19 protein-coding genes and 1 tRNA gene are annotated in these 23814 nt (G+C 59.9%); 11 read left to right on the top strand and 9 right to left on the bottom strand.

Annotated features, from left to right (window positions below):
* Position 1: 1 nt before the first annotated feature.
* The 6 genes from JJD74_RS18210 to JJD74_RS18185 form a co-directional block, all read right to left on the bottom strand.
* On the bottom strand, positions 2–1498 hold the full coding sequence (locus tag JJD74_RS18210) for a hypothetical protein (protein ID WP_200616414.1): 1497 nt from the start codon (positions 1496–1498) through the stop codon (positions 2–4).
* Positions 1495–2733, bottom strand: a complete 1239-nt coding sequence (locus JJD74_RS18205; RefSeq protein WP_200616412.1) for an ATP-grasp domain-containing protein — start codon at positions 2731–2733, stop codon at positions 1495–1497. The genes JJD74_RS18210 and JJD74_RS18205 overlap by 4 nt, the downstream gene beginning before the upstream one ends.
* A gap of 44 nt (positions 2734–2777) precedes the next feature.
* Positions 2778–3233: a cobalamin B12-binding domain-containing protein gene (locus JJD74_RS18200; RefSeq protein ID WP_200616410.1), complete on the bottom strand. Its 456-nt coding sequence runs from the start codon at positions 3231–3233 to the stop codon at positions 2778–2780.
* Positions 3230–4471 carry an MFS transporter gene (locus JJD74_RS18195; protein WP_200616408.1) on the bottom strand — a complete coding sequence of 414 codons (1242 nt, stop codon included), beginning with the start codon at positions 4469–4471 and terminating at the stop codon, positions 3230–3232. Before JJD74_RS18195 ends, JJD74_RS18200 begins: the two co-directional genes overlap by 4 nt.
* Positions 4464–5534, bottom strand: a complete 1071-nt coding sequence (locus tag JJD74_RS18190) for an LLM class flavin-dependent oxidoreductase (RefSeq protein WP_047299258.1) — start codon at positions 5532–5534, stop codon at positions 4464–4466. Before JJD74_RS18190 ends, JJD74_RS18195 begins: the two co-directional genes overlap by 8 nt.
* A gap of 65 nt (positions 5535–5599) precedes the next feature.
* On the bottom strand, positions 5600–6529 hold the full coding sequence (locus JJD74_RS18185) for an asparagine synthetase A (protein WP_200616405.1): 930 nt from the start codon (positions 6527–6529) through the stop codon (positions 5600–5602).
* 237 nt (positions 6530–6766) lie between these two features.
* Between JJD74_RS18185 and JJD74_RS18180 the strand changes: the two genes are divergently transcribed.
* The 7 genes from JJD74_RS18180 to JJD74_RS18150 all read left to right on the top strand — a co-directional run bounded on the left by JJD74_RS18180 (position 6767) and on the right by JJD74_RS18150 (position 14237).
* Positions 6767–8080, top strand: coding sequence for an MFS transporter (locus JJD74_RS18180; RefSeq protein WP_200616403.1), 1314 nt, complete (start codon positions 6767–6769; stop codon positions 8078–8080).
* Positions 8081–8131: 51 nt separating this feature from the next.
* Positions 8132–9526 carry an amidase gene (locus tag JJD74_RS18175; RefSeq protein WP_200616401.1) on the top strand — a complete coding sequence of 465 codons (1395 nt, stop codon included), beginning with the start codon at positions 8132–8134 and terminating at the stop codon, positions 9524–9526.
* A gap of 74 nt (positions 9527–9600) precedes the next feature.
* Positions 9601–10959 (top strand): OprD family outer membrane porin, encoded by a 1359-nt coding sequence (locus tag JJD74_RS18170; RefSeq protein ID WP_080963878.1) that lies wholly within the window; start codon positions 9601–9603, stop codon positions 10957–10959.
* A 129-nt stretch (positions 10960–11088) separates the two neighbouring features.
* A complete protein-coding gene (locus JJD74_RS18165) occupies positions 11089–12762 on the top strand; it encodes a vWA domain-containing protein (RefSeq protein WP_200616398.1) in 1674 nt (557 codons plus the stop codon).
* 29 nt (positions 12763–12791) lie between these two features.
* A complete protein-coding gene (locus JJD74_RS18160; protein WP_200616477.1) occupies positions 12792–13373 on the top strand; it encodes an RNA polymerase sigma factor in 582 nt (193 codons plus the stop codon).
* Positions 13370–13945 (top strand): hypothetical protein, encoded by a 576-nt coding sequence (locus JJD74_RS18155; RefSeq protein ID WP_200616395.1) that lies wholly within the window; start codon positions 13370–13372, stop codon positions 13943–13945. The genes JJD74_RS18160 and JJD74_RS18155 overlap by 4 nt, the downstream gene beginning before the upstream one ends.
* A gap of 55 nt (positions 13946–14000) precedes the next feature.
* Positions 14001–14237, top strand: a complete 237-nt coding sequence (locus tag JJD74_RS18150; RefSeq protein ID WP_080963882.1) for a hypothetical protein — start codon at positions 14001–14003, stop codon at positions 14235–14237.
* A 76-nt stretch (positions 14238–14313) separates the two neighbouring features.
* On the opposite strand, the gene JJD74_RS18145 is transcribed toward JJD74_RS18150, so the two are convergent.
* A tRNA-Arg gene (locus tag JJD74_RS18145) sits at positions 14314–14390 on the bottom strand.
* A gap of 441 nt (positions 14391–14831) precedes the next feature.
* On the opposite strand from JJD74_RS18145, the gene gabD reads away from it, so the two are divergent.
* The 3 genes from gabD to JJD74_RS18130 all read left to right on the top strand — a co-directional run bounded on the left by gabD (position 14832) and on the right by JJD74_RS18130 (position 19084).
* Positions 14832–16274: an NADP-dependent succinate-semialdehyde dehydrogenase gene (gene gabD, locus JJD74_RS18140; RefSeq protein WP_042557069.1), complete on the top strand. Its 1443-nt coding sequence runs from the start codon at positions 14832–14834 to the stop codon at positions 16272–16274.
* 184 nt (positions 16275–16458) lie between these two features.
* On the top strand, positions 16459–17736 hold the full coding sequence (gene gabT / locus JJD74_RS18135) for a 4-aminobutyrate--2-oxoglutarate transaminase (protein ID WP_042557070.1): 1278 nt from the start codon (positions 16459–16461) through the stop codon (positions 17734–17736).
* A 136-nt stretch (positions 17737–17872) separates the two neighbouring features.
* A complete protein-coding gene (locus tag JJD74_RS18130; protein WP_042557071.1) occupies positions 17873–19084 on the top strand; it encodes a response regulator in 1212 nt (403 codons plus the stop codon).
* Between the two features lie 133 nt (positions 19085–19217).
* On the opposite strand, the gene JJD74_RS18125 is transcribed toward JJD74_RS18130, so the two are convergent.
* Together JJD74_RS18125 and desA are read right to left on the bottom strand one after the other, a co-directional pair.
* Positions 19218–20207, bottom strand: coding sequence for a GGDEF domain-containing protein (locus tag JJD74_RS18125; RefSeq protein WP_047299264.1), 990 nt, complete (start codon positions 20205–20207; stop codon positions 19218–19220).
* 226 nt (positions 20208–20433) lie between these two features.
* On the bottom strand, positions 20434–21618 hold the full coding sequence (gene desA / locus JJD74_RS18120; protein WP_200616392.1) for a delta-9 fatty acid desaturase DesA: 1185 nt from the start codon (positions 21616–21618) through the stop codon (positions 20434–20436).
* Between the two features lie 146 nt (positions 21619–21764).
* Between desA and dibA the strand changes: the two genes are divergently transcribed.
* Entirely contained in the window at positions 21765–23684 is a 1920-nt protein-coding gene (dibA, locus tag JJD74_RS18115) for a phosphodiesterase DibA (protein WP_042557074.1), read from the top strand.
* The last annotated feature ends 130 nt before the right edge of the window (positions 23685–23814 follow it).

The following is a 23814-nucleotide window of genomic DNA, read 5'->3' as shown; positions in this document are numbered from 1 at the left end:
CTTAGCGTCCCGAGACCAGTTCAACCACGGTTTCACCGGTCGCCGGGTCGTAGCGACTGATGCGCCCCTTGTGCGGATCACCGGCGCGCACCCGCGCGATCAGCGTGACGTCGCTGTCGAAATCGATGCGTTGATGCGCATACAGACTGCGCAACGCCGGCAGCGGCAGGCCGCTGACCTCGCTCAGCCACTGACCGAGGGCCGGATCGTTATGCTCGCCAGCGAGCACCCGGTGCAGATTTTCGAGATCGGCCAGACGCTGCGGATGGCATAGCCCGACGAAGCTGGAGAACTCGCGGCCACGATCAACGAACGGCGCAAACTGCATACACACCAATTGCATTTCATTGAGTCCGAACGCCTGCTCGGCGAAGCGCTCGGCGAGCGTGCGACGCGCCTGCATGCCCTGCGCATCGACATAGGCCGACATGGCCAGATCGATCAGGCGCTGGGGCATTTCTTTCTTGCGCATGAGCGCCTGTGCCAGCTCCAGGTATTCGGCAATCCCCTGGTTGTAGCTGCGACCTTGCACGTACTCGGCCTTGAGCCCGCGAAAGTGCGCCATCAACATCGGGTTGGCGCAATCGGATTCGGTGAAGCTGAATGCCAGTTCTTCGAAGCGAAAATCGAGGAATTCGGTGATCAGTTCCCAATGATCCTCGACCTTGTAGCTGACCAGATCGTAAATGCTGATGAACGCTGGATCGGCGTTGTCGTCACCGCAGGCGACGCGTCGTTCCTCGCGTTGCTGATCGAAGCCTTCGCCGAACAGTTCGATGAAATAGCTCTGGGCCACGCCATCCAGCGCTTGCAGCAACCCGCGAAAGCCCTGCCTGCGGCATTCTTCGACATCCAGCCCGAGACGCTGCGCCAGACGCATGATCCAGGTGAAATAGTGCTTCTGCTCTTTGCGCGAATCACCGGTGACCACTGCATCGACGCCGCCCTGCCACCACGCGGCGCGACCATAGAAATCCGCCACGGCGAGGTTGCAGCTGTTGCAGAAGGTCGGGCGACCGTCGCCAGCGGTGCGGTGGCCGTTCATCAATACGTCGAAACGGTTCATCGCCTGTACATCGTCGGGGAACGGCAGATGCCGTTCGAACGGGCGAATCTGGCGGTGATCGACCACCAGCATTTCTACCCGCGGATCATCGAACAGGTGCAGCGCGCGGTAGACCCGATCAATGTTGGCCATCACCGCATCCGGTACGCCGGCATGGCGCATGTTGGCGATGCGCAACTGAAAGGTGCGGCCATGCAGGATCGACAGCTGTAACTGCGTGGCGCGCAGCATGGCTACGGTGTACGAGCTGTCTTTGCCGCCGCCGTAAGCGACCATCAATTTGTAGCCGGTCAGCCCGTCGAGACCACCCGCAGCGTCAATCAGACGCTCGCCGAGGATAGCCACGGCGCGACGTTCGTCGGCGCGCAAATAGTGGTTGAGCTGACCTAGCAGGGGTTCGTCGTTCAAGGTTTGGGAAGTGGTGGAGTTCATACCGGTTCAGCCCGAAATTGGAATGCCTGAGTGGTGTGGCGGATATCGTTTTCAGTGGCCACTTCGCTGCCGCCGACAAAAATGAAGCGTCCGCTGTGCAGGGCGTCGTAGCTGCCGCCGGCCTCGAGAATCTGCCCCGGCTCGGGCAGCAATTCGCGCCACAGATTGGGCACGGTTTCGCGCAACGAATCGGCTTGCACTACCCGGCACGGCAGGGCCGCGGGTTTCGGGATCACCAGCCAGCCGCCGCTTGGGTCGTGGCTGACGGCGGGCACCGGCACTTGATCGCCGGCGAGGCGGCGCAACCAATGCTCGTAGAGATTGACCCCGAACACTTTGTTGATCAGGTGCGGGACTTCGCTGCCGCCGACCCGCGCACCGATTTCGAGGAACACCAGCGAGTCGTCCGGTTCGACGAAAATTTCCAGGTGGAACGCCGTGCAGCGCAGATCGAGGGCACGCATGATCTGTTGGCTGAAAGCCTCGATTCGCGCGCGCAGGGCCGATGCCTGGACGATCACCGAACCCAGCGGCTGCGCCTTGGCGAAATCCAGGCAACTGTTGATATAACGCGACACCACCTGAAACGGCACGCTGCCGTCGACATCGACGAAGCCGTCGATGTGGTAGGTCTGGCCGTGCATGAAGCCTTCGATCTCATAGCGCGATAGGTCGATGCTATTGAGCAGCGTGCGCAGGGCGGTCTCGTTTTCGACCTTTTCCACGCCCATGCTCGCGGCACCGTCCACCGGTTTTACGATCAGCGGGAAACCGATTTCCCGGGCGAAATCCACGGCCTGTTGCACCGACTCGCAACGCGCAAACGGCGGCACCGGCAGGCCTTGGTTTTGCAGGATTTCCTTCATGCGTGCCTTGTCGCGGTAAACCGCCACTTCGTCCGGACCGTGACCGGGAATGTTCAGGGTCTGGCGCACGCGCGCAGCGATTTCCAGGGTGAACTCGGAGAGGGCAATCAACTGATCGACGGGGCCGACGCGTTCGATGACTTCCTGCACCGCGCCGAGCAGTTGCTCGTATTGGTTGACGTCAGCGACCTGTACCTGATGAGCGATATGCTGCGCCGGGGCGAGTACGCCGTCGGCGCCGAGTGCATCGACCACGTAGCTGATCCGGTGTTGTTGATGGTCGAAGAAATCTTCGTAGCGAGTCAGTTCGTTGTCCCAGCGGCGCCCATCACGAAAGCGCGGCCAGCGGTTGACGATAACGATGTGCATCGTGGTAATCCTTTGAATGGGCGAAGTCAGCCGTGGTCGGGGGTTCAGCCCCAGGACGCCACGCTGTTGGCGAGTACGGAGTCGGCGTCGGGCTGTGCGTGCACCGATCCCAGATAGCGGCTGAAGGTGTCGATAGCGTCGGGGCCGACGAACACCTGGTTGTAACCGGCATCGATCAAAGATTGCCGGACTGCCAGGGTTTCATCTTCGGAAGTGGTCAGCTTGCCGCCGATCACGCAGGGCAGGTGCGGGTGTAGCCGGCGCACCTGGCGAATCAGCTCAAGGCCTTGCGAGTAGCCGTGGCCATTGACGCTGCTGACCACCAGCAACTGCGTGGGGCGCTGTTGCAATGCACTGAGCACCGTGCCCACCGGCGTGCAGCTGCCGAGGTTCTTCACGTTCAAACCGTGCTCGCCCAGCCACAGTTGCAGGTACACCAGATTCCACATGTGCGAGTCGGACTCGACGGTGGCGAGCAGACAGTGCGGCAGAGTTTTCATTGGGATGCCTCCATGGCGAGCGATGGACCTTCGAGGGCGAGGCGAAACCGCCGGGTGGTCAAAATAAACAGCAGAGTGCCGGGCACGGTCAGCACGAGTGCCAGCACCAGAATCAGCACCTGCACGCCGTAGACGTGGCCGACGCTGGCGGTGAGCAAGCCACCCAGCGGATAAGAGAGCAGGTTGACCAGATAAAACGGCCCCATGACTTTGCCCAGATGAGCGCTCTCGATCGCCTTGATCCGCTGCGTGCGGTTGAACACGTTGAACAGCGCGCATCCGGCCATTGCCAGCAGGAAACTCAGGGCATACAGCAACACACCGCTGGCCACACCCATGCAGATCAGGCCCAGACACAGCAAGGCAAAACCCAGTGCACCGAGTCGATAAATCGACATGCGCGCCAACAGTCGCGGCACCAGAATGAAGTTCAACAGACCCAGCGCGCCGGCCCCTGCATTCATCAGACCAAACACGCCGTCGGCGGCGCTGAACACGCCGCTGATGACGAACGCGTTGGCGCTGAGCACGGCAGCGAATGCCAGATTGATGCTGAAATTCAGCCCGGCCAGCGACAGCACTGGCGGGTTGCCAAGCAACAGGCGCCAGCCGAGCGCGAGATCCTTGAACACGCTGGTCGGGCGACTGACGGAGCGCGCCGTCGGCAAGCCTCTCCAGAACAGCGCCGCAGCAAACAGTGCGACTGCCGCCAGCCCCAGCAGCCAGCGCTTGTCGGCATACATCGCCAACCCGGCGGCGAGTGCCGGGCCCAGCGCCATTGCCAGCAGCTCCATGTTTTGCACCAGCGACTGACAGTGGGCAAGGCGTTCAGGGCCGGCGATCAGCGGCACGCTTTTTTCAACCGCCATGCGCACCGGCGCCATCAGCACCGACAATACGATGCCGTTGCCGATCAACGCCCAGATCATCCATTGCGGCTGATACCAGCAGATCCCCAGTGTCACGGCGAGGCTCAGTCCCCGCGCAGTATTGGCGCCGCGAAACAGCAGGCGCCCGCCAAACCGGTCAGCCAGCAACCCGGCGAACGGATAGGCAATCAGTGCCGGCAGCCACTCCAGTGCAAACGCGACACCGGAATAGCGCACGTTGCCGGTGAGCTGGAAAATCATCAACGGCACGGCAAACAGCACGGTCTGCTCCGCCAGCAAGGCACACAGCAACCCGGCACCAAACCAGCGAATCGCGCTATTGCGTGCAGCGCTGCTGATGTCATGCATGCTCGCGGTCCCAGACGGTTTCCAGCTCGCGCAGATAAGGCAGCACGTATTTGCAGAAACGGCGCATTTCGTCGCGGGTTGGCCAGCCAGAGAAAATGAACTCGCTGACGCCGACTTTCTTGTATTCGAACAAGTATTCGGCGACTTCCTGATAGCTGCCGACCACGCACAATGCCGGACCGCCACGATAGGCCACGGCACCCGACCAGAGCATCGGCGACAGCCAGTCGTGTTCAGCTTTGTCGGCAAGGCGGAACGAGGTTTTCACCGCTTCAGAATCGCAGCGTCCGACGAACTCACGCACCCATTCGCGATGCTGTTCGTCCGGGTTTTCCATCATGCTCTCGACCGCGGCCAGCGCTTCGGCGCGGGTTTCGCGGGCGAGTACGTGCATGCGAATTCCCACCGAGCAACCGGACTGCAAAACCGTGCGGGCGGCCTCGGCAATTCCTTGCGGCGTATCGCCGTAACGCAGCCAGCAATCGCTGTGCTGGATGGCGATCTGCTGGGCAACGTCCGAGGCGCCGCTGAGATAAATGCGCGGACGCTCGGCGTCCTTGAACGGCAACCCGAGCTGGGCTTTTTCGATGCGGTAGTGCTTGCCGTGGTAGGTCAGCGGTGATTCGCCGCTCCAGAACCGATTGAGGATGTCGAGGAATTCGCCGGTGCGCTCATAGCGTCCGTCGTGCGCTACGAAGTCGCCGTAATAGGCTTGCTCGTCCGGGGAAATGCCGGCGACCAGGTTCAGCGAGATACGCTTGTCCGACATCCACGACACGGTGTTGACGATCTGCGTGAACAGGGTCGGCGGCACCAGCCCCGGACGGTAAGCCAGAATGAATTTGACGCGATCGGTCTCACGCACCAGCGCGCCAATCATCGGCAGCGGATCGGGCATGTGGTAGCTGATGCCCATCAACAGCGAGTCGATACCCAGCTCATCGGCTTCCTTGGCGAAATCGACGATCCCGGCGAAGTCGAGGGCGCCGGTGTCGTATTTTTCCGAGGCCTTTTGCTGACCGCTATCGAGCGGCGAGCACCAGTGAATACGCAGTGCAGACATTGTGTTTCTCCATGGCCAAGCCTGCCGCCGCGAGAGCGGAGCAGGCCTTGCGAGTCAGGTCCGGATCAGAACAGGAAGCTGGTACCGACCGTGCGGTCGAACAGCGCCACATCGCGGATGCGTCGCTTGCCACAGATGAACTTGAGCAGACGCTCGATGCCCAGACCGCCACCGGCGCTCGGGTGCAGCAAGCCGCGCCGGGCGACTTCCAGGTAGTTGGCGAACGGCTGCAGGTCCATCGACAGCTCGTTCATGCGGTAAACGATCTGCTCGTACTCGAACTCACGCTCCGCGCCGGACAGGGCTTCGCCATAGCCATCGGGATAGATCAGGTCGTAGTTGTTGTAAGTGCCGCGCTTGCCCGGGGTTTCGCGATCATAGAACTCGCGACGGTAGTTGGTGACGAAAAACGGCGTGTGCGCTTTGGCCGACATGATCTTCTCGAAGTCGTCGCCATGCTCGGCGCGCAACGCGTCGGAGCTGTAGATAGGGAACGCTGTGGCGAAGTGCGGCAGTTGCCGGCCGAGCTGGGACAATTCGGCGGCGCAGTGCTGATTGACCTCGCTGAACACATGCTTGATCAGGCCTTCGATGAGGGCCATGACCTGATGCATGTCACCGTTGCGGATCTCGAAATCGAACTGCGAGAACTCCAGCAAGTGGTTGTCGGAATCCTTGATCTCGGGTTTTTCCAGACGGATGTTCGGCGCGACAATAAAGATCTTGTCGTGGCCCTTGGCGGTCAGCGCCAACTGCTTGTGGAAGATCATGCTGGCGGTCAGTTTCAGGCGCCGTTCTTCATATTGCAGTTCAGCGGGATACACCGCGTGATTCAACGGATCAGTGATTGGCGACATCAGGATCGGCATCAACTGTTTGAAGTCGCGTTCGAGCAAAAACTGTTGCAATGCCTGTAGGACACGTCCCCGGATGATGGCAATGGATTCTATGTCTGGATTAGCAAAATCGGCGAAGTTACTTGTAATTTCTTCCATGATGGGCCAGATATTCAGGGAGTTAGGGAGGCCTGATTATTGTTTAATCGGAAGAAAACTCAATGTACAGATTTCGGCTAAAAAGCAGCACAGAGCCTCGGTTTTGTTGTTCGCATGGCCTTTTGCGTGGACGATATCGCGCTGTTGAAATTGATCAATTGGCGCACCTGGGGGCAGTTCGTTCGGGCCCTCGTTGGCAGGCGTCGTTCTCTATATCTGTCAATTCAGAGTTTGCCCATGACTGCCCTGACCGGTTCGCGATCCCATCGGTTTTCCAGGTCTGACTACAAGACCTTGGGCCTTGCCGCCCTCGGTGGCGCACTGGAAATCTACGACTTCATCATCTTCGTGTTTTTCGCACTGACACTCAGTCAGCTGTTCTTTCCGCCAGAGATGCCGGAGTGGCTGAGATTGCTGCAGAGCTTCGGCATTTTTGTCACTGGCTATCTGGCACGACCGCTCGGCGGAATTCTGATGGCGCACTTCGCCGATCAGTTGGGGCGCAAGCGCGTGTTCAGCCTGAGCATCCTGATGATGGCGTTGCCCTGCCTGCTGATCGGCATCATGCCGACCTACGCTCAGATTGGTTACTTCGCACCGTTGCTGCTGTTGCTGCTGCGTGTGTTGCAAGGCGCCGCAGTCGGTGGGGAAGTGCCCAGTGCCTGGGTGTTCGTCGCCGAGCACGCACCGGCGGGTCATCGCGGTTATGCGCTGGGTTTCCTGCAAGCCGGACTGACCTTTGGCTATTTGCTCGGGGCGCTGACCGCGACCCTGCTGGCGCAAATATTCACCCCTGCCGAAATTCTTGATTACGCGTGGCGCTTTCCGTTTCTGCTCGGCGGATTGTTCGGCGTGATCGGTGTCTGGCTGCGTCGCTGGCTGAGCGAGACGCCGGTGTTCATGGCTTTGCAGGCGCGCCGTGAGGCTGACGCCGAACTGCCGTTGCGCACCGTGATGCGCGAGCATCGGCACATGTTGTTGCCGGCGATGATTCTGACCTGCGTGCTGACTTCGGCAGTGGTGGTGCTGGTGGTGATCACCCCGACGGTCATGCAAAAAAGCTTCGGCATGAGCCCCAGCCATACATTCGCCCTGAGCAGCCTCGGTATTGTCTTCCTGAATATCGGTTGTGTGATTGCCGGGTTGATCGTCGACCGGCTCGGCGCCTGGCGCACAGTCATGTTGTACAGCGTGCTGCTGCCGGTTGGCGTGGCTCTGCTTTATGGCTGCCTGATCAGTGGTGGTTCTTGGCTGGGGCTGGCGTATGCACTGGCGGGATTGAGCTGTGGTGTGGTCGGCGCGGTGCCGTCGGTGATGGTTAGTCTGTTCCCCGCACACATCCGCGTCTCGGGCATTTCGTTTACTTACAACATTGCCTATGCACTGTGGGCGAGCACCACGCCGTTGTTGTTGATCGGGCTGATGCCGTGGAGCCCGTGGGTGTGCGTGGCGTACAGCCTGGTGATGGGTGCGGTGGGCGTTGCCTGCGCTGCGTATTTCGGTGGGCGCAATACGGTTCAAACCAGCCATGCGCTGGTTGCCGAGCGCTAGGGAAGACAATTTGCAGCATGCGCACTATGGGTTTGCACGGACGGCTATTCGATGACCGATTTACATGACTTGTCGGCGGCACAACTGCTGGCCTTGTTTGCCAGTGCTGAGTTGTCGCCGCTGGAATACTACGATCACCTGCTGGCGCACATCGAGCGCTGGGAGCCGAGCATCAATGCGCTGTACGCGTTCGATCCGCAGCGCGTACTCGATCAGGCGCGCGCGTCGACTGAACGCTGGAGCCGTGGAACCCCGCGCGGCATGCTCGACGGCATCCCGGTGACACTCAAGGAATTGATCGCCACTGAGGGCGATTGCATCCCCCAAGGCTCGCGTGCCACGACGTTGATCGCGGCGTCTGCCGACGCGCCGCCGGCCGCGCGTTTGCGTGAAGCCGGGGCGATCATTCTGGGCAAGACCACGGTGCCGGATTTCGGCATGCTGTCGTCCGGGCTGTCGAGTTTCCATGGCATCACGCGCAACCCGTGGGACACCACGCAAAACCCCGGCGGCTCGAGTTCCGGCGCGGCGGCTGCGGCGGCGGCTGGTTATGGTCCGCTGCATGTCGGCACCGACATCGGCGGCTCGGTACGCCTGCCAGCAGGCTGGTGTGGATTGGTGGGGTTCAAGCCAACGCTTGGACGGATCCCGATTGATCCCTATTACACCGGCCGTTGCGCGGGACCGATGACCCGCACCGTGGATGATTGCGCGCTGATGATGCGTTATCTGGCACTACCGGATGCACGCGACGCTACCAGCCTGCCGGCGCATGCGCTGGACTGGAACCTGCAGGCACCGTCGATGCAGGGTCTGCGCATCGGGCTGATGCTCGACCCCGGCTGCGGCTTCCAGCCTGAACATGAAGTGTGTGAAGCGGTGCGAGATGCCGCGCGAATGTTCGAGGCCCATGGCGCGCAGGTGGACTTGATCGGGTCGCTGATGGATCGACAGTTGCTCGACGGCCTCGATGATTTCTGGCGCGCCCGCCAGTTGTCGCAACTGCAAAGCTTGAGCACGGCGCAACGCGACAACGTCTTGCCCTACATTCAGGACTGGGCAGCACCGGCGGCCGGGATGAGCGCGGTGCAAGCGGTCGAAGGTTTCAATCAGACCTTTGAAATCCGTCGTCGCTGCGCGCAATTGTTCGGCAACTTCGACTTGCTGTTGTCGCCGACCAATCAGGTCAGCAGTTTTCCCGCTGAATGGCCCTCGCCCGGCAATGACCCGCGCCAGCCTTTCGAACACATCGTGTTCACGCTGCCGTGGAATATGGGCGAGCAACCGGGCTTGTCGATCAACTGCGGGTTTACATCCGGGGGTATGCCGATCGGCCTGCAAATGGTTGCACCACGGTTTGCCGATCAATGGTTGTTGCAGTGCGCCAAGGCTTACGAAGGCTGGCGCGGCCCGATCAAACACTGGCCGTCTGCGCCGCTCCGCTGATCCCGACAGTTGTCGCAGGCCGCTCAAACGCCAGGCGCGTGGGCGGCGTGCACTCTTTTTACAGGCACTTTTCCATGCAATCACATGTACGTCGGGCGTTGCTGCCGATGCTGCTCATCGCCCAGCCTGCTTATGCCGGTGAACCCGTCGCAGCACAGGATCAAGCGACCGGGCTGATCGATGGCAGCCACCTCAACCTGAATTTGCGCCACTACTATTCCAACCAGCACACCCGGCGCAGTACCCACCTGGTGATCAAAAAAGCAGGCGTCGCACAGCCCACGCGCCAGCGCGACACCTGGGTGCAGACCGCGATGCTCAATTACATCTCTGGCTACACCGAAGGTTGGGTGGGCTTTGGTGTCGACGCCTCGCTGTTCAGCGCAGTGACCCTCGAGCGTGGCCACGGTGCGGTGGCCAATGGGGGTGACCGGGTGCTGGTCGACAGCGATGGCGACGCGGTCCCGAGCTGGAGTCGTCTGGGTGTCGGCGACGTGAAACTGCGAGTGTCGAGCACCGAACTCAAGGCCGGGCGGATGCTCACGGAAAACCCGATCCTGCGCTACAAGGACAATCGTGCCTTGCCGTCGACCTTTCAGGGCATTGGCCTGAACAGCAACGAACTCGACTGGCTGGCGCTGCAAGCGGGCAGCTTCGAGCGCGCCATCCCGCGTACCGGCACCGGCAGCGAACGCCTGACTACCACCTTCGGCAATCGCGCCTACAGCGGTTCACGTATCAGCTATCTCGGCGCGACAGCCAAAGCGCCCTACGGTCTGACATTGAGCGCTTATGGCTCGCGGTTCGAGGACATGTGGCAGCAATACTATCTGGGCGCGACTCACGTTACGGGGGATCGCGCCAACCTCGCGCTGAAAACCAGCCTCAACTACTACCGCACGCGCGATCAGGGTGAACAAAACCTGGGCTTCATCGACAACCACGCCTACAGCCTGGCAATCACCGCCGCCCATGGCGCGCACGCTCTGACTACGGCGTGGCAGCAGGTGTTCGGCGACGAATATTTCGACTACGTGTGGGAGTCCACAGGCAACTACATGGCCAACTCGCTGTACTCGGACTACAACGGCCCGAACGAAAAGTCCTGGCAGCTGCGCTATGACTTCGACCTCGCCAGCTACGGCGTGCCGGGCCTGACCACCAGCTTGTGGCACGCCAAGGGCTGGGGCATTGATGGCACCCACTACAGCGGCGACCGCGACGGACGCAACACTGGCTACAACGTGCGCGGGCTGGAGGGTGCCAAGCACAACGAAAATGGCTTGATGCTCGCCTACGTGGTGCAGTCTGGCACCCTGAAAAACACGGTACTGCGCAGCATCGTCTATAACCACCGCGCGAGTGGCGGGCAGATCGACGGCAGTTACGACGAGTTCCGTCTGGTGGCGAATGTACCGCTCAGCCTGTTTTAAATGCGCCGAGAACGCCGCGCAGTCTGCGGCGTCATCCACAGCAGAAATATTTCAACGGCGTTAACCCGCACGCAACGGACGGCCCGTCTCAGTGGATGAATGATCAATTTCATCCCGAGGTCAGCCCCCATGTCTCTTCCTCTTTTACGTCCTGTAGTGGTCGGTATTTTGCTGGCCATCGGCGGTTGTGGCGTTTCTTCCAAACCTGATTCCGCTGCTGCACCGGCTCAGCCTGAAGCCTTGGTGCAACATGAAGCGATCATGGCTGATGGCGCCATGGTCAAGCGCAGCGTTCATCCGGCACCCATTGCCGGTTTTGCTGCAATGCCTGCCGGGGAACGTTATCCACAAGGCTATCGCGATGAACAGCGTGAGCAATATCAAACGCTGGCCGACAACCCCATCCACAGCGTCGCCGAAACCCCGGTCTCGACCTTCAGCGCGGACGTGGATACCGGCGCCTACGCCAATGTCCGTCGCCTGCTCAATCAGGGACGCCTGCCGCCGGAAGGCGCGGTGCGACTGGAGGAAATGGTCAACTATTTCCCTTACGACTACGCATTGCCCAGTGACGGCTCGCCGTTTGGCGTGACCACCGAGCTGGCAGCATCGCCGTGGAATCCGCACACGCGCTTGCTGCGCATCGGCATCAAGGCGTCCGACCGTGCGGTTGCGCAATTGGCCCCGGCCAATCTGGTGTTTCTGGTCGACGTGTCCGGCTCGATGGACCGCCGCGAAGGGCTGCCGATGGTCAAAAGCACGCTGAAATTGCTGGTTGACCAGTTACGCGATCAGGATCGGGTTTCGTTGGTGGTGTATGCCGGTGAATCCAGAGTGGTGCTTGAGCCCACATCCGGACGAGAAAAAGCGAAGATTCGCACGGCCATCGAGCAATTAACTGCGGGCGGCTCCACCGCTGGGGCGTCAGGCATCGAACTGGCCTATCAAATGGCGCAACAGGGATTCATCGCCAAAGGCATCAACCGCATCCTGCTGGCCACCGACGGCGACTTCAACGTCGGCGTCAGCGACTTCGACAGCCTTAAACAAATGGCTGTGGATAAACGCAAAACCGGAATTTCCCTGACCACCCTGGGTTTTGGTGTGGATAACTACAATGAGCACTTGATGGAACAACTGGCCGATGCCGGCGATGGCAACTATGCCTACATCGACAACCTGCGCGAGGCGCGCAAGGTGCTGGTGGATCAACTCGGCTCGACCCTCACCGTGGTGGCGAAAAACGTCAAATTGCAGGTGGAGTTCAACCCCGCGCAAGTCAGCGAGTATCGCCTGCTCGGCTATGAAAACCGTGCGTTGAAGCGTGAGGATTTCAGTAATGACAAGGTCGACGCTGGCGAAATCGGTGCAGGACACACGGTGACGGCGCTGTATGAAATTGTTCCGGCAGGCGAGAAGGGCTGGCTGGAGCCGCTGCGCTACGGTAAATCTGAGAAGGCTGTTTCCGAGAAGAGCGGGGAATTGGCGATGTTGCGTGTGCGTTATCAACAGCCCGAAGGTGGGAAAAGTCTTTTGATCGAGCGGCCGATTGCCAATCAGGTTGTGCCAGCCAGCGAAGATTTGCGTTTTGCTGCGGCAGTCGCCGCGTTTTCCCAGCAACTCAAAGACGGTCGCTATACCGGCGATTTCAACCTGAAGGACACCGAAGCGCTGGCCCGTGGTGCCCGTGGCGATGATCGTTTCGGTCTGCGCAACGAGTTTGTGCAACTGGTCGAACTGGCGCAGAGCCTGCGCACTTCAACCGCATCGAATGCGCTGCCCACTGAGCGACGGATTGAATAGTGAGTCGTCTGAAAGGCTTCATCAGTCAGCTGTTTGCTTCGCCGGACAGCCCCACCGCCAGCAGCGATGAAGCGCTGCTGGCGCGTTATCGCGAGGGCGACGGCGCGGCGTTCGAGATCTTGTACGCCCGCCACCGTCAGGGTTTGTATCGGTTTCTGCTCGGTCTGAGTGGCAAACCCGAACTGGCCGATGAAGTCTTTCAGGAAACCTGGCTGAGCCTGATCCGCAGCGCCAGTCAGCCACAAGGACGGGCGACCTTTCGTACATGGCTGTTCCAGATTGCCCGCAATCGCCTGATCGACCACTGGCGCAAACATGGTGCCCGGCAACCGCTGCACGACAGTTACGATGAGCAAATCCACGCGGTCAGCGAGGAAGCCACCGACCCCGAACAACTGCTGAGTCTCAGTCGTGACAGTCAGCGCCTGGAAAACGCCCTGCAGATGCTGCCCACCGATCAACGCGAAGTGTTCCTGCTGCGCGCCCACGGCGACCTCGACCTGGCGCAAATCGCCAGCCTCACCGAAACGCCGCTGGAAACCGTCAAAAGCCGCTTGCGCTACGCCCAGCAAAAACTGCGTCGGCTGCTGGCCGAGGAGGTACTGACATGACTGACGCCCGCCAGACACCCGAAGATTCGGTGATTAAACATGTGCGCGAGCAGCACAACGCTGAACCGCCAACGCACCTTGATGCTTTCATCCTCAATGCTGCGCACCGCCACACCCCGCCGGCTAAGCCTGGTCTGTGGCAGCGCTGGCTCGACGCCTGCCGCAAACCGCGCTGGCAAGTGGCGTTCGCCAGCCTCGTCGGCGTGGCACTGATGCTGTCGTTGGTGCAACGCGCGCCCGAGCCGCAAGCGCAATTTGACTTCGCTCCGGCCGCCAAACCCGCGGCACCAATGGCTCGCAAACAAGCCCCCGAAGCATTGTCCGCCCCAGCTCCCGCGCCGATGGCAGAAATGGCTGCGCCGATGCACAGCGAAGCGTTCAGCGCCGACGAAGCCAAAACCAGCAAACGCGCGGCCGCCCCGGCCAACGGTCTCGATGAACAACTGCGCGAAGTGCTGCGCCTGCGTGAATCCGGGCAATCACAAGCCGCCGACAGCCTGTTCAACAACCTGCACAAACGCTACCCAAACGCCGACCTCGACGCCCGGCTCAAACAAATCCAGAAGAACTGACTGCCTGTGCGCCCAGCCATTTGGCATTGCCCCGCAAAACGCGCACTATCGGGCCATAGCTGAAGCGCTGGAGAACACCGTGGCACCAAAAATCGACCGCATCGCCCAACTCCTCAATTGCCCGAAAAAGGGCGAAGAGATGCGGCGCGCGATTACTGAAGCGCGTAAGGAGTTTCTGCTGAGTCAGCAGGAAGAAGACGTGCTTGAGGAAGAGGACGTATTTGAGGAAGAGGTTGGGGAGGAAGACGACGAGGATGAGGATTACGATGAGTTTGACTGGACGACGGAGTAACGTTGCGTCCGAACAATTCAGCGCCCACAAAAAAGCCCCGGACCATCACAGTCCGGGGCTTTCTCGTTTTGATTCATGGTGCACCAGGCGGGATTCGAACCCACGACCACTGCCTTCGGAGGGCAGTACTCTATCCAGCTGAGCTACTGGTGCAGCGGGCGACATCATACCTAGGTCGGCTCGGGGCGTCCATGCTGGGTTTCGGCACCCTTTGTCAGTGCGCGTGTCGGAATAAAACGCTGCATTCCATAAAGCGGTAACGTCCTGCAAAACCCTCGCTTGGCGCTTTGGCGGGGCTGATCTATGGTTTTCCTGCGGCAGGGGTTTTTGCGCGTTGATCTGAAAATTTCCACAAACACGCCGTTTTTGTTCTTTTTTTCGAACGCCCTATTGTCCTTTAAACCCTTTGCTCCTACGATCCGTTTGAGATTTCAAACGCCCGTTGATTGGGTGTTGAAGCGCAGGTGTTCCGAAGCGTGCACTATTTTTGCGCCTCACCCGGTTACTGATTTCCCTGACGGCAGCCTTGCGAGGCGCCTTTCTACAATCATAATTTGCTCCGCGCAGGCCGCGGTGCTGTTAAGGAAAGCCGACATGCAGCTTAAAGACACCCAGTTGTTCCGCCAGCAAGCCTTCATTGATGGCGCTTGGGTCGATGCGGACAACGGTCAGACGATCAAGGTCAATAACCCGGCCACTGGCGAAATCCTCGGCACCGTGCCGAAGATGGGCGCTGCCGAAACCCGCCGTGCCATTGAAGCCGCTGACAAAGCGCTGCCGGCCTGGCGTGCACTGACCGCCAAGGATCGTGCGAACAAGCTGCGTCGCTGGTTCGAACTGATCATCGAGAACCAGGACGACCTCGCTCGCCTGATGACCCTCGAGCAGGGCAAGCCGCTGGCCGAAGCCAAGGGTGAAATCGTTTATGCCGCTTCGTTCATCGAATGGTTCGCCGAAGAAGCCAAGCGCATCTACGGTGACGTGATTCCGGGTCACCAGCCCGACAAGCGCCTGATCGTTATCAAGCAGCCAATCGGCGTTACTGCGGCCATCACCCCGTGGAACTTCCCGGCAGCGATGATCACCCGTAAGGCCGGCCCTGCGCTGGCTGCCGGTTGCACCATGGTGCTCAAACCAGCTTCGCAAACCCCATTCTCCGCATTCGCTCTGGCTGAACTGGCTCAGCGTGCCGGCATTCCTGCGGGCGTGTTCAGCGTGGTGTCCGGCAGCGCCGGTGACATCGGCAGCGAGCTGACCAGCAACCCGATCGTGCGCAAACTGTCCTTCACCGGCTCGACCGAAATCGGCCGTCAGTTGATGGCTGAATGCGCCAAGGACATCAAGAAAGTGTCGCTGGAGCTGGGCGGCAACGCGCCGTTCATCGTGTTCGACGATGCGGATCTGGATAAGGCCGTCGAAGGCGCGATCATTTCCAAGTACCGCAACAATGGTCAGACCTGCGTCTGCGCCAACCGTCTGTACATTCAGGATTCGGTCTACGATGCGTTCGCCGAAAAGCTGAAAGTGGCAGTAGCCAAGCTGAAGATCGGTAACGGTCTGGAAGACGGCACCACCACTGGCCCGCTGATCGACGAAAAAGCCGTGGCGAAGGTGCAAGAGCACATTGCTGACGCGGTAGCCAAAGGCGCAACCGTATTGGCTGGCGGCAAGCAAATGGAAGGCAACTTCTTCGAGCCGACCATCCTGACCAACGTGCCGAAAAACGCGGCAGTGGCCAAGGAAGAGACCTTCGGTCCGCTGGCGCCGTTGTTCCGCTTCAAAGACGAAGCCGAAGTGATCGCGATGTCCAACGACACCGAGTTCGGTCTGGCCTCTTACTTCTACGCTCGCGATCTGGGCCGTGTGTTCCGTGTGGCTGAAGCCCTGGAATACGGCATGGTTGGCGTCAACACAGGCCTGATCTCCAACGAAGTCGCACCGTTCGGCGGCATCAAGGCCTCGGGCCTGGGCCGTGAAGGCTCCAAGTACGGCATCGAAGATTACCTGGAAATCAAATACCTCTGCCTGGGCATCTAAGCCGGGAAAGGGATCGCTGCAAACGCAAAGGGCACGAGAGCGCTGTCCCTTTGCGTGTTTCAAACCGGAATTTTCTCTGCGGCCGGGAACGCCGTGGCAGTCGATCATCGCATGCTGCCACCGTCGCTTCCTCCCGCTTAATCCTTGAACCACGCCGCCCGATGAGCGGCGAATGAGGACTGTAATGAGCAAGACTAACGCTGAACTGATGGCCCGCCGTACCGCTGCTGTACCCCGTGGTGTTGGCCAGATTCACCCGATCTTCGCCGAATCCGCGAAGAACGCTACTGTGACTGACGTTGAAGGTCGTGAATTCATCGACTTCGCCGGCGGTATCGCCGTGCTGAACACCGGCCACGTGCACCCGAAAATCATCGCCGCCGTGACCGAACAGCTAAACAAGCTGACTCACACCTGCTTCCAGGTGCTGGCCTACGAGCCGTACGTTGAGCTGTGCGAAAAAATCAACGCCAAGGTGCCTGGTGATTTCGCGAAGAAAACCCTGCTGGTCACCACCGGTTCCGAAGCGGTAGAAAACGCCGTGAAAATCGCCCGTGCTGCCACTGGCCGCGCTGGCGTGATCGCCTTCACTGGCGCTTACCACGGTCGCACCATGATGACCCTGGGTCTGACCGGTAAAGTCGTGCCTTACTCGGCCGGCATGGGCCTGATGCCAGGTGGCATCTTCCGCGCGCTGTACCCGAACGAACTGCACGGCGTGAGCATCGACGACTCGATCGCTTCCATCGAACGCATTTTCAAGAATGACGCCGAGCCGAAAGACATCGCCGCGATCATCATCGAGCCTGTACAGGGCGAAGGTGGTTTCTACGTTGCGCCGAAGGAATTCATGAAGCGCCTGCGTGCCCTGTGCGACCAGCACGGCATCCTGCTGATTGCTGACGAAGTACAAACCGGCGCTGGCCGTACCGGTACGTTCTTCGCCATGGAACAGATGGGCGTTGCTGCCGACCTGACCACCTTCGCCAAATCCATTGCGGGCGGTTTCCCGCTGGCCGGTGTGTGTGGCAAGGCTGAATACATGGACGCCATCGCACCAGGCGGCCTGGGCGGCACTTACGCCGGTAGCCCGATCGCTTGCGCCGCTGCTCTGGCAGTGATGGAAGTGTTCGAAGAAGAACAACTGCTGGATCGCTGCAAAGCGGTCGGTGAGCGTCTGGTCACCGGCCTGAAAGCCATCCAGGCCAAATACCCGGTAATCGGCGAAGTCCGTGCATTGGGCGCGATGATCGCCGTTGAGCTGTTCGAAAACGGCGACAGTCACAAGCCGAACGCTGCCGCTGTAGCGTCCGTTGTGGCCAAGGCTCGCGACAAGGGCCTGATCCTGCTGTCCTGCGGCACCTACGGCAACGTGCTGCGCGTACTCGTACCGCTGACCTCGCCGGACGAGCAACTGGACCAAGGCCTGGCGATCATCGAAGAGTGCTTCTCCGAGCTCTGATCACCCGGTGTGACCTGATCGACAAAAAACCCGCTTTGGCGGGTTTTTTTATGCCCCTGAAACACATCGGCTGTTTTAGCGCTGTATCGAATGGCCATCATTGGCTAAGGTTCAAGTATTGCAAGGGAGAGCGTGCATGACTGCCGTTGATTTACCCGCCGTACCCCGAGTGCTGATTGCCGAGGCTGATCCGTGGTCCCGGGACCTGCTCGAACAAGTGTTGCTGAGCGTGCGTTGTGATGCGCGGCTGGATCTGTGTGCCGATGGCAAACAAGCGATATCGATGCTCAGTGAAGTGCCGTATGACTTGGCTATCGTCGATTGGGAACTGCCCGGCGTCGATGGTTTGAATGTGCTGCGCAGTGTGCGTCAGCGCAAACGTAATCCGCCGCTGCCGTTCATTTTGATGAGCAGCCGCAACGACAGTGCCAGCGTGCGTGAGGCCATACTGCTGGCGCCGACGGCGTACCTGACCAAACCCCTGAACATGGAAAGCCTGACCGAGCGTTTGCAGGGTTTGCTGTTGAATGCCGGGGAAGAAGTGTTCTGTGAAGTGCCAGTACTGGCGCCTGGCATGACCTTGTCGGTGTTCCTCGAGCGACGCCGTGAGCAGGCCGACGGCGCGCCGTTGATGATGGATGTGCAGGTAGCGGTCAAGCGCAGCCTCAATCCCGGTGGTCTCGATCTGACGCAGCTGCAACAGGAATTCCGTACCGATCCGCAGATTACCGCGGTATTGATTGCGGCGGCCAACAGCGCCGGGCAACACCATGGTGCACCGGTGCAAACTCTGGCGCAGGCACTGCAGCGGCTTGGCACGGGGCAGAGCATGAATCTGATTCTGGGGCTGGCGCTCAAACGCAGCGCCCGGCTTAGCGATCCCTGTCTGGCGGACTACGCCGAACGTTATTGGAACCTGTCGCTGCACACCGCTGAATACGCGCGCACGCTGGCGCGGTTGCTCGATCTGGATCAGGAGCGCTGCTATTGCGCGGGCATACTGCATCGTCTCGGTGATCTGGCTTTGCTGCGCTGTTTGCAAGAATGGAAACAGGCGGGCGGTGAGCTGGACGATTTTGAGGAAGTGGGTGAAGCGTTGGCGCAATTTGGCGCGGCCTACGGTTCGGCGCTACGCACTCGCTGGCGACTGCCGCTGGAGTTGCGTGAGTTGATTGCCTCGGTCTACCAGCTCGGCGGTGGGGTGTATTCCCGCGAGGCGCTGGTGATGAACATGGCGGCGCAGATGGCTCACCTGACCGAGCATGAAGGTATCGAGGCGTTGGCGAAGAGCCGGACCGCGCGGTTGCTCAAGATCGGTTTGCCAGAGTTGATGCGGATGCGCAAATAGCCTGGTTACAGATCCCTGTGGGAGCGGGCTTGCCCGCGATGGCGTCGGGGGCAGGCAACATTTTTGTTGAATGTGCTGGCCTTATCGCTGGCAAGCCAGCTCCCACAGGTTTTGTGGCGTATTCAAATAAAAGCTATGCAGAAATAATCCGGTTCTTGCCCTGACGCTTGGCCTCATACATCGCCGCATCTGCTCGGGCGAAGAGGCTGTCGAGGCTTTCGTCGCTTTCGGTCAGGCTCGTCAGGCCCTGGCTGACGGTGATACCGAACGTCTGGCCGTCCTGACTGAAGCTCAAACGCTGAATCTCCTGTTGCAGCCGCTCGGCGACTTGCAAGGCCATGTCAGGGGCGCAGCCCGGGAACACCGCGGCAAATTCTTCACCACCTATTCGCCCGAACAAGTCTCCCCGTCGCAGCGAGGCGCGGCCACATTCGGCAATGGCTTGCAGCACGCTGTCACCTTGAGGGTGGCCGTAGGTGTCGTTGATGATTTTGAAGTCATCGATATCCAACAACAGAAATGCCAGCGGCGAGCCTTGCAGCCGCGCCTCTTCGAACTCGCGATTGGCGCATTCGAAAAAGTGCCGGCGGTTGCTGCTCTGGGTCAGCACATCGGTGGTGGCCAGGCGTTGCAATTCGGTTTCCATCTGCTTCTTATCGGTGATGTCTTCGGCGATGCCGACGATGATCACCGGTTGCCCGGGCTCGTCCTGACGATTGATGAAGCATTTGTCGCTGAGCCAGCGCACCTGCCCGTCAGCGGCGATGATCCGGTACTCGCGATCTTCCACTGCGCCTTTGTGCAGGACTTCGGCGAGGCTGCGTTCAGCGTAATCCAGATCGTCGGGATAGATGCTGTCGCGCCACTGGTTGTAATCAGCCAGCAGAAGCCCTGCCGAACGACCGAAAATCCGCTCATAGGCCGGGCTGACGTACAGCACCTGACGGGTTTCCCAGTTGAATGCCCAGAGCACAGCGTTGACGCTGACCAGCAGCGAGCTGAACAGTTGTTCGCGTTCGCTCAGACGAGCGACTTCGCCCTGGGCGTGCATTAATGCCATGAGTGTTTGCGCGGCCTCGGGCCACTGCGGGAGGGATGAGTCTTTTTGGTTGTTATTGACCATCGGCACAATTCTCAGAGGGCGTGCCGCGTTGACAACAACGGCCACACCTAAGCCCGCCGGAATGGCGAAGTCTTTGAGATAGGGGATTTTCGGCGAAGTTCCCAACGGTAGTGGGGTTCTGCTAGGCGGTAATGACGACGCGCTTGATCAATGCAAACGCGTCGTCAAATTTGCGGTGGCGTCGCCACCGATCGGGGATAGATCCCCGATCCACATGGGCAGCCGATCAGGCTGTGGCTGGGCGCAACGAGTAGGTTTTCAGCTGGTCGGCGAACTCGCGCAGGGATTGAATTCCGCTGGCCTCGGCTTCGTGGATCCACTCTTTGATGGCGGCGAGCATGTCGTGGCCATTGGAGCTGGTCTTCACCCAGATCTGCTGCAGGGCCAGGCGTTTTTCGTAAATGACCTTCAGCGCGTGGCTGTGTTCGAGCATGCTCTGGATGCGCGCGTGGTGGCGATCTTCCAGCAGGCTGGTTTCCCGCGAGAGCAGGCGTTTGGCTCGATGGAACTGGTGACGCACCGAGTGATCGACTTTGTCCAGCTCCTGCTTGACCAGCGGGCCAATGACCAATTTGCGGTACTGGGCCATGATCTGGAAGCGGTTGTTGAGGATCGCCATGGCGGTGTCCATGTCCAGATTGCCCTTGCCTTCAACGCGATGGGCAATTGGGGCTACACGCTGAACCTTGGCCAGACGCAGAAAACTGAAGACTTTGATCCACGCCCAGCCGAGGTCGAATTCCCATTTCTTCACCGACAGCTTGGCCGAGTTCGGGTAGGTGTGATGGTTGTTGTGCAGTTCTTCGCCGCCGATCAGGATGCCCCAAGGCACCAGATTGGTTGCCGCGTCGCGGCATTCGAAGTTGCGATAACCGACCGCATGGCCCAGACCGTTGATGACGCCGGCAGCCCACACCGGGATCCACATCATCTGGATCGCCCAGATGGTGATGCCGATGGTGCCGAACAGCAGCAGGTCGATGACGCCCATCATTGCCACGCCCAACAGCGGGTAACGGCTGTAGACGTTGCGCTCGATCCAGTCCTCGGGGCAGTTCTTGCCGTAGATGCGCAGGGTTTCCGGGTTCTGCGCTTCGGCGCGGTACAGCTCGGCACCGGTACGCAATACCGTGGACAAACCCTTGATGACCGGGCTGTGCGGGTCATCGTCGGTTTCGCATTTGGCGTGGTGCTTACGGTGGATGGCGGTCCACTCGCGGGTGTTCTGCGCCGTGGTCAGCCACAGCCAGAAACGGAAAAAGTGCTTCAGACCGGCATTCAGCTCCAGGGAGCGATGGGCCGAGTAGCGGTGCAGATAGACCGTGACGCCGACAATCGTCACGTGGGTCATCAGCAGGGTGACCGCGACCAGAGACCAGGCCGACAAGCCAAGAAAACCTTCGTACCACATAGGCTATAGGGCCCTCGATAAAGATAAAAACAGCCGATGCATTATCACTAAGCACACAGATAAAACCAGTCGCGCTTTCAGATAAGAGTTAGCTGGATGTTTCTTGACCTATAATCCCACTTTTTTGTAGGGACATGGACGGCCGAATGTCTGCCACTTATCGCGATGCCTTGCGTGCAGCGCTGCTCTATCTCGTACTCGCGGCGGTCTGGCTGCAAGGTACTGGTTATTTATTAAACAATTTCTTCGATAACTCGGTCCAACTCGCACGATGGCAACTGATCAACGGTTATGTCTTTGCGGCGGTCAGTGCCGGTCTGATTTTTCTGGCGCGGGCGCGGTTGTATGAGTGTCTCGGGATAGGTGCGAGGTTGCGTGAACGTCACGCTGATCGTGAGCGCTTGCGGCAAGCGGCGGCTGTGTTCGACTGCACTCGCGAAGGCGTGTTGGTCACCAACCATCAGGGGCTGATCGTGCACGTCAATCGTGCGTTCATCGAGATCACCGGTTATCTGCGCGAAGAAGTGCTCGGCCAACAACCCAGTCTGTTCAAGTCCGGCCATCATCCGCCGGGCTTCTATCAGGCGATGTTCGCTACGCTGGAATCGCAAGGCGAGTGGAGCGGCGAGATCTGGAACCGCCGCAAAAGCGGGGAGATTTATCCCCAATGGCAAACCATCCGCGTCATTCATGATGACCAGGGCCGGATCAGTCATTTCGTAGCGGTGTTTTCCGATATCAGTGCGATCAAGCATTCCGAGCATGAGCTTCAGCACCTTGCCCACCACGATCCGCTGACCGATCTGCCCAACCGTCTGTTATTCAGCGATCGTACCGAACAGGCCCTGGCGTCGGCGCAGGCCCACAAGCGCGGCTGTGCGCTGCTGTTGCTCGATCTGGATCACTTCAAGATGATCAACGACAGCCTCGGGCACAACGTTGGCGACCGTTTGCTCAAAGCGGTGGCGATTCGTTTGCAGGAGCTGTTTGGACCCGGCGTCACCGTGGCGCGACTGGGGGGGGACGAATTCGCGGTGTTGGCAGAAAGTTGTCCACAGCCCGGCCAGGCGGCGGCATTCGCTCAGCGTATTCTCGATGCCCTGAAGGAGCCGGTCGGTATCGACGGCGATGAGTTATTCATCAACGCCAGCGTCGGCATCAGCCTGTTCCCCAGCGATGCGCTGAGCGCCGACCAGTTGTTGCGCAACGCCGACGCGGCGCTGTTCAAGGCCAAGAGCAGCGGGCGCAACGGTTATGCCTTGTACACCGAAGAGCTCACCGCTCACGCCCAGCAACGGGTCGAAATTGCCTTCGAACTGCGCCGTGCGCTGGAGCAACAGGAGTTGCGGGTTTATTACCAACCGGTGCATGACCTTAAAACCGGCCGTCTGATCGGCGTTGAAGCCTTGGTGCGTTGGCAGCATCCGCTGCGGGGGCTGGTGTCGCCGGCCGAATTCATACCTATTGCCGAGCGCACCGGGTTGATCGTCGACATCGATGCCTGGGTGATGCAGCAGGCTTGCCGGCAGATGTGCCAGTGGCAGCAGGCCGGGAGGGAGCTGTCGTTTGTGGCGGTGAATGTGTCGTCGCGGTTGTTTGCCCGGCGCGAACTGTACCAACAGGTGGCGCAAGTGCTGCGCGAGACCGGGCTGGATCCGGCGTATCTGGAACTGGAAGTGACCGAAAGCGCGGTGATGGACGATCCGGAGGTGGCGCTGGAGCAAATGCATCGCTTGCGTGAATTGGGTGTTCGCCTGGCGATCGATGATTTCGGCACCGGCTATTCGTCGTTGCTGCGGCTCAAGCGCTTGCCGGTGCAAAAGCTCAAGATTGATCAGGGATTTGTCGCCGGTTTGCCGTGGGATGAGGATGACATAGCGATCGTCCGGGTGATCATCGCGCTGGCGCGGAGTATGGGCATGCAGGTGCATGCCGAAGGAATCGAGCAGGTTGAACAGGCGGCGTTTTTGCTGGAGCAGGAATGCGATCTCGGGCAGGGATATTGGTTTGGGCGGCCGGTGCCTGCGCTGGAAATAGATTGGGCGCGGGCCCCGTTAATTGCTTGAGGATCAAAAGATCGTCCGATCGGGATCGGACGATCTTTTTGCTTCTACAGCAAACCAGCCCATATCTGTATTTATAGTTTTTTCTGGTTATATAAACATTCTTAAATAGTCTTTTTAAGAATATCCGCGT

Source organism: Pseudomonas sp. MF6776 (assembly GCF_016613125.1).
Classification (GTDB): Bacteria; Pseudomonadota; Gammaproteobacteria; order Pseudomonadales; family Pseudomonadaceae; genus Aquipseudomonas; species Aquipseudomonas iridis.
This window is presented reverse-complemented; position numbering and strand designations above follow the sequence as displayed.

What these genes read in the sequence shown, in the direction of transcription:
- JJD74_RS18205 (WP_200616412.1), bottom strand. Translation starts at nt 2,733, where the DNA reads ATGCACATCGTTATCGTCAACCGCTGGCCGCGCTTTCGTGATGGGCGC.
- JJD74_RS18190 (WP_047299258.1), bottom strand. Translation starts at nt 5,534, where the DNA reads ATGTCTGCACTGCGTATTCACTGGTGCTCGCCGCTCGATAGCGGTCAG.
- JJD74_RS18165 (WP_200616398.1), top strand. Translation starts at nt 11,089, where the DNA reads ATGTCTCTTCCTCTTTTACGTCCTGTAGTGGTCGGTATTTTGCTGGCC.
- JJD74_RS18155 (WP_200616395.1), top strand. Translation starts at nt 13,370, where the DNA reads ATGACTGACGCCCGCCAGACACCCGAAGATTCGGTGATTAAACATGTG.
- JJD74_RS18125 (WP_047299264.1), bottom strand. Translation starts at nt 20,207, where the DNA reads ATGGTCAATAACAACCAAAAAGACTCATCCCTCCCGCAGTGGCCCGAG.
- desA (WP_200616392.1), bottom strand. Translation starts at nt 21,618, where the DNA reads ATGTGGTACGAAGGTTTTCTTGGCTTGTCGGCCTGGTCTCTGGTCGCG.
- dibA (WP_042557074.1), top strand. Translation starts at nt 21,765, where the DNA reads ATGTCTGCCACTTATCGCGATGCCTTGCGTGCAGCGCTGCTCTATCTC.
- gabD (WP_042557069.1), top strand. Translation starts at nt 14,832, where the DNA reads ATGCAGCTTAAAGACACCCAGTTGTTCCGCCAGCAAGCCTTCATTGAT.
- JJD74_RS18185 (WP_200616405.1), bottom strand. Translation starts at nt 6,529, where the DNA reads ATGGAAGAAATTACAAGTAACTTCGCCGATTTTGCTAATCCAGACATA.
- JJD74_RS18180 (WP_200616403.1), top strand. Translation starts at nt 6,767, where the DNA reads ATGACTGCCCTGACCGGTTCGCGATCCCATCGGTTTTCCAGGTCTGAC.
- JJD74_RS18200 (WP_200616410.1), bottom strand. Translation starts at nt 3,233, where the DNA reads ATGAAAACTCTGCCGCACTGTCTGCTCGCCACCGTCGAGTCCGACTCG.
- JJD74_RS18130 (WP_042557071.1), top strand. Translation starts at nt 17,873, where the DNA reads ATGACTGCCGTTGATTTACCCGCCGTACCCCGAGTGCTGATTGCCGAG.
- gabT (WP_042557070.1), top strand. Translation starts at nt 16,459, where the DNA reads ATGAGCAAGACTAACGCTGAACTGATGGCCCGCCGTACCGCTGCTGTA.
- JJD74_RS18175 (WP_200616401.1), top strand. Translation starts at nt 8,132, where the DNA reads ATGACCGATTTACATGACTTGTCGGCGGCACAACTGCTGGCCTTGTTT.
- JJD74_RS18210 (WP_200616414.1), bottom strand. Translation starts at nt 1,498, where the DNA reads ATGAACTCCACCACTTCCCAAACCTTGAACGACGAACCCCTGCTAGGT.
- JJD74_RS18195 (WP_200616408.1), bottom strand. Translation starts at nt 4,471, where the DNA reads ATGCATGACATCAGCAGCGCTGCACGCAATAGCGCGATTCGCTGGTTT.
- JJD74_RS18170 (WP_080963878.1), top strand. Translation starts at nt 9,601, where the DNA reads ATGCAATCACATGTACGTCGGGCGTTGCTGCCGATGCTGCTCATCGCC.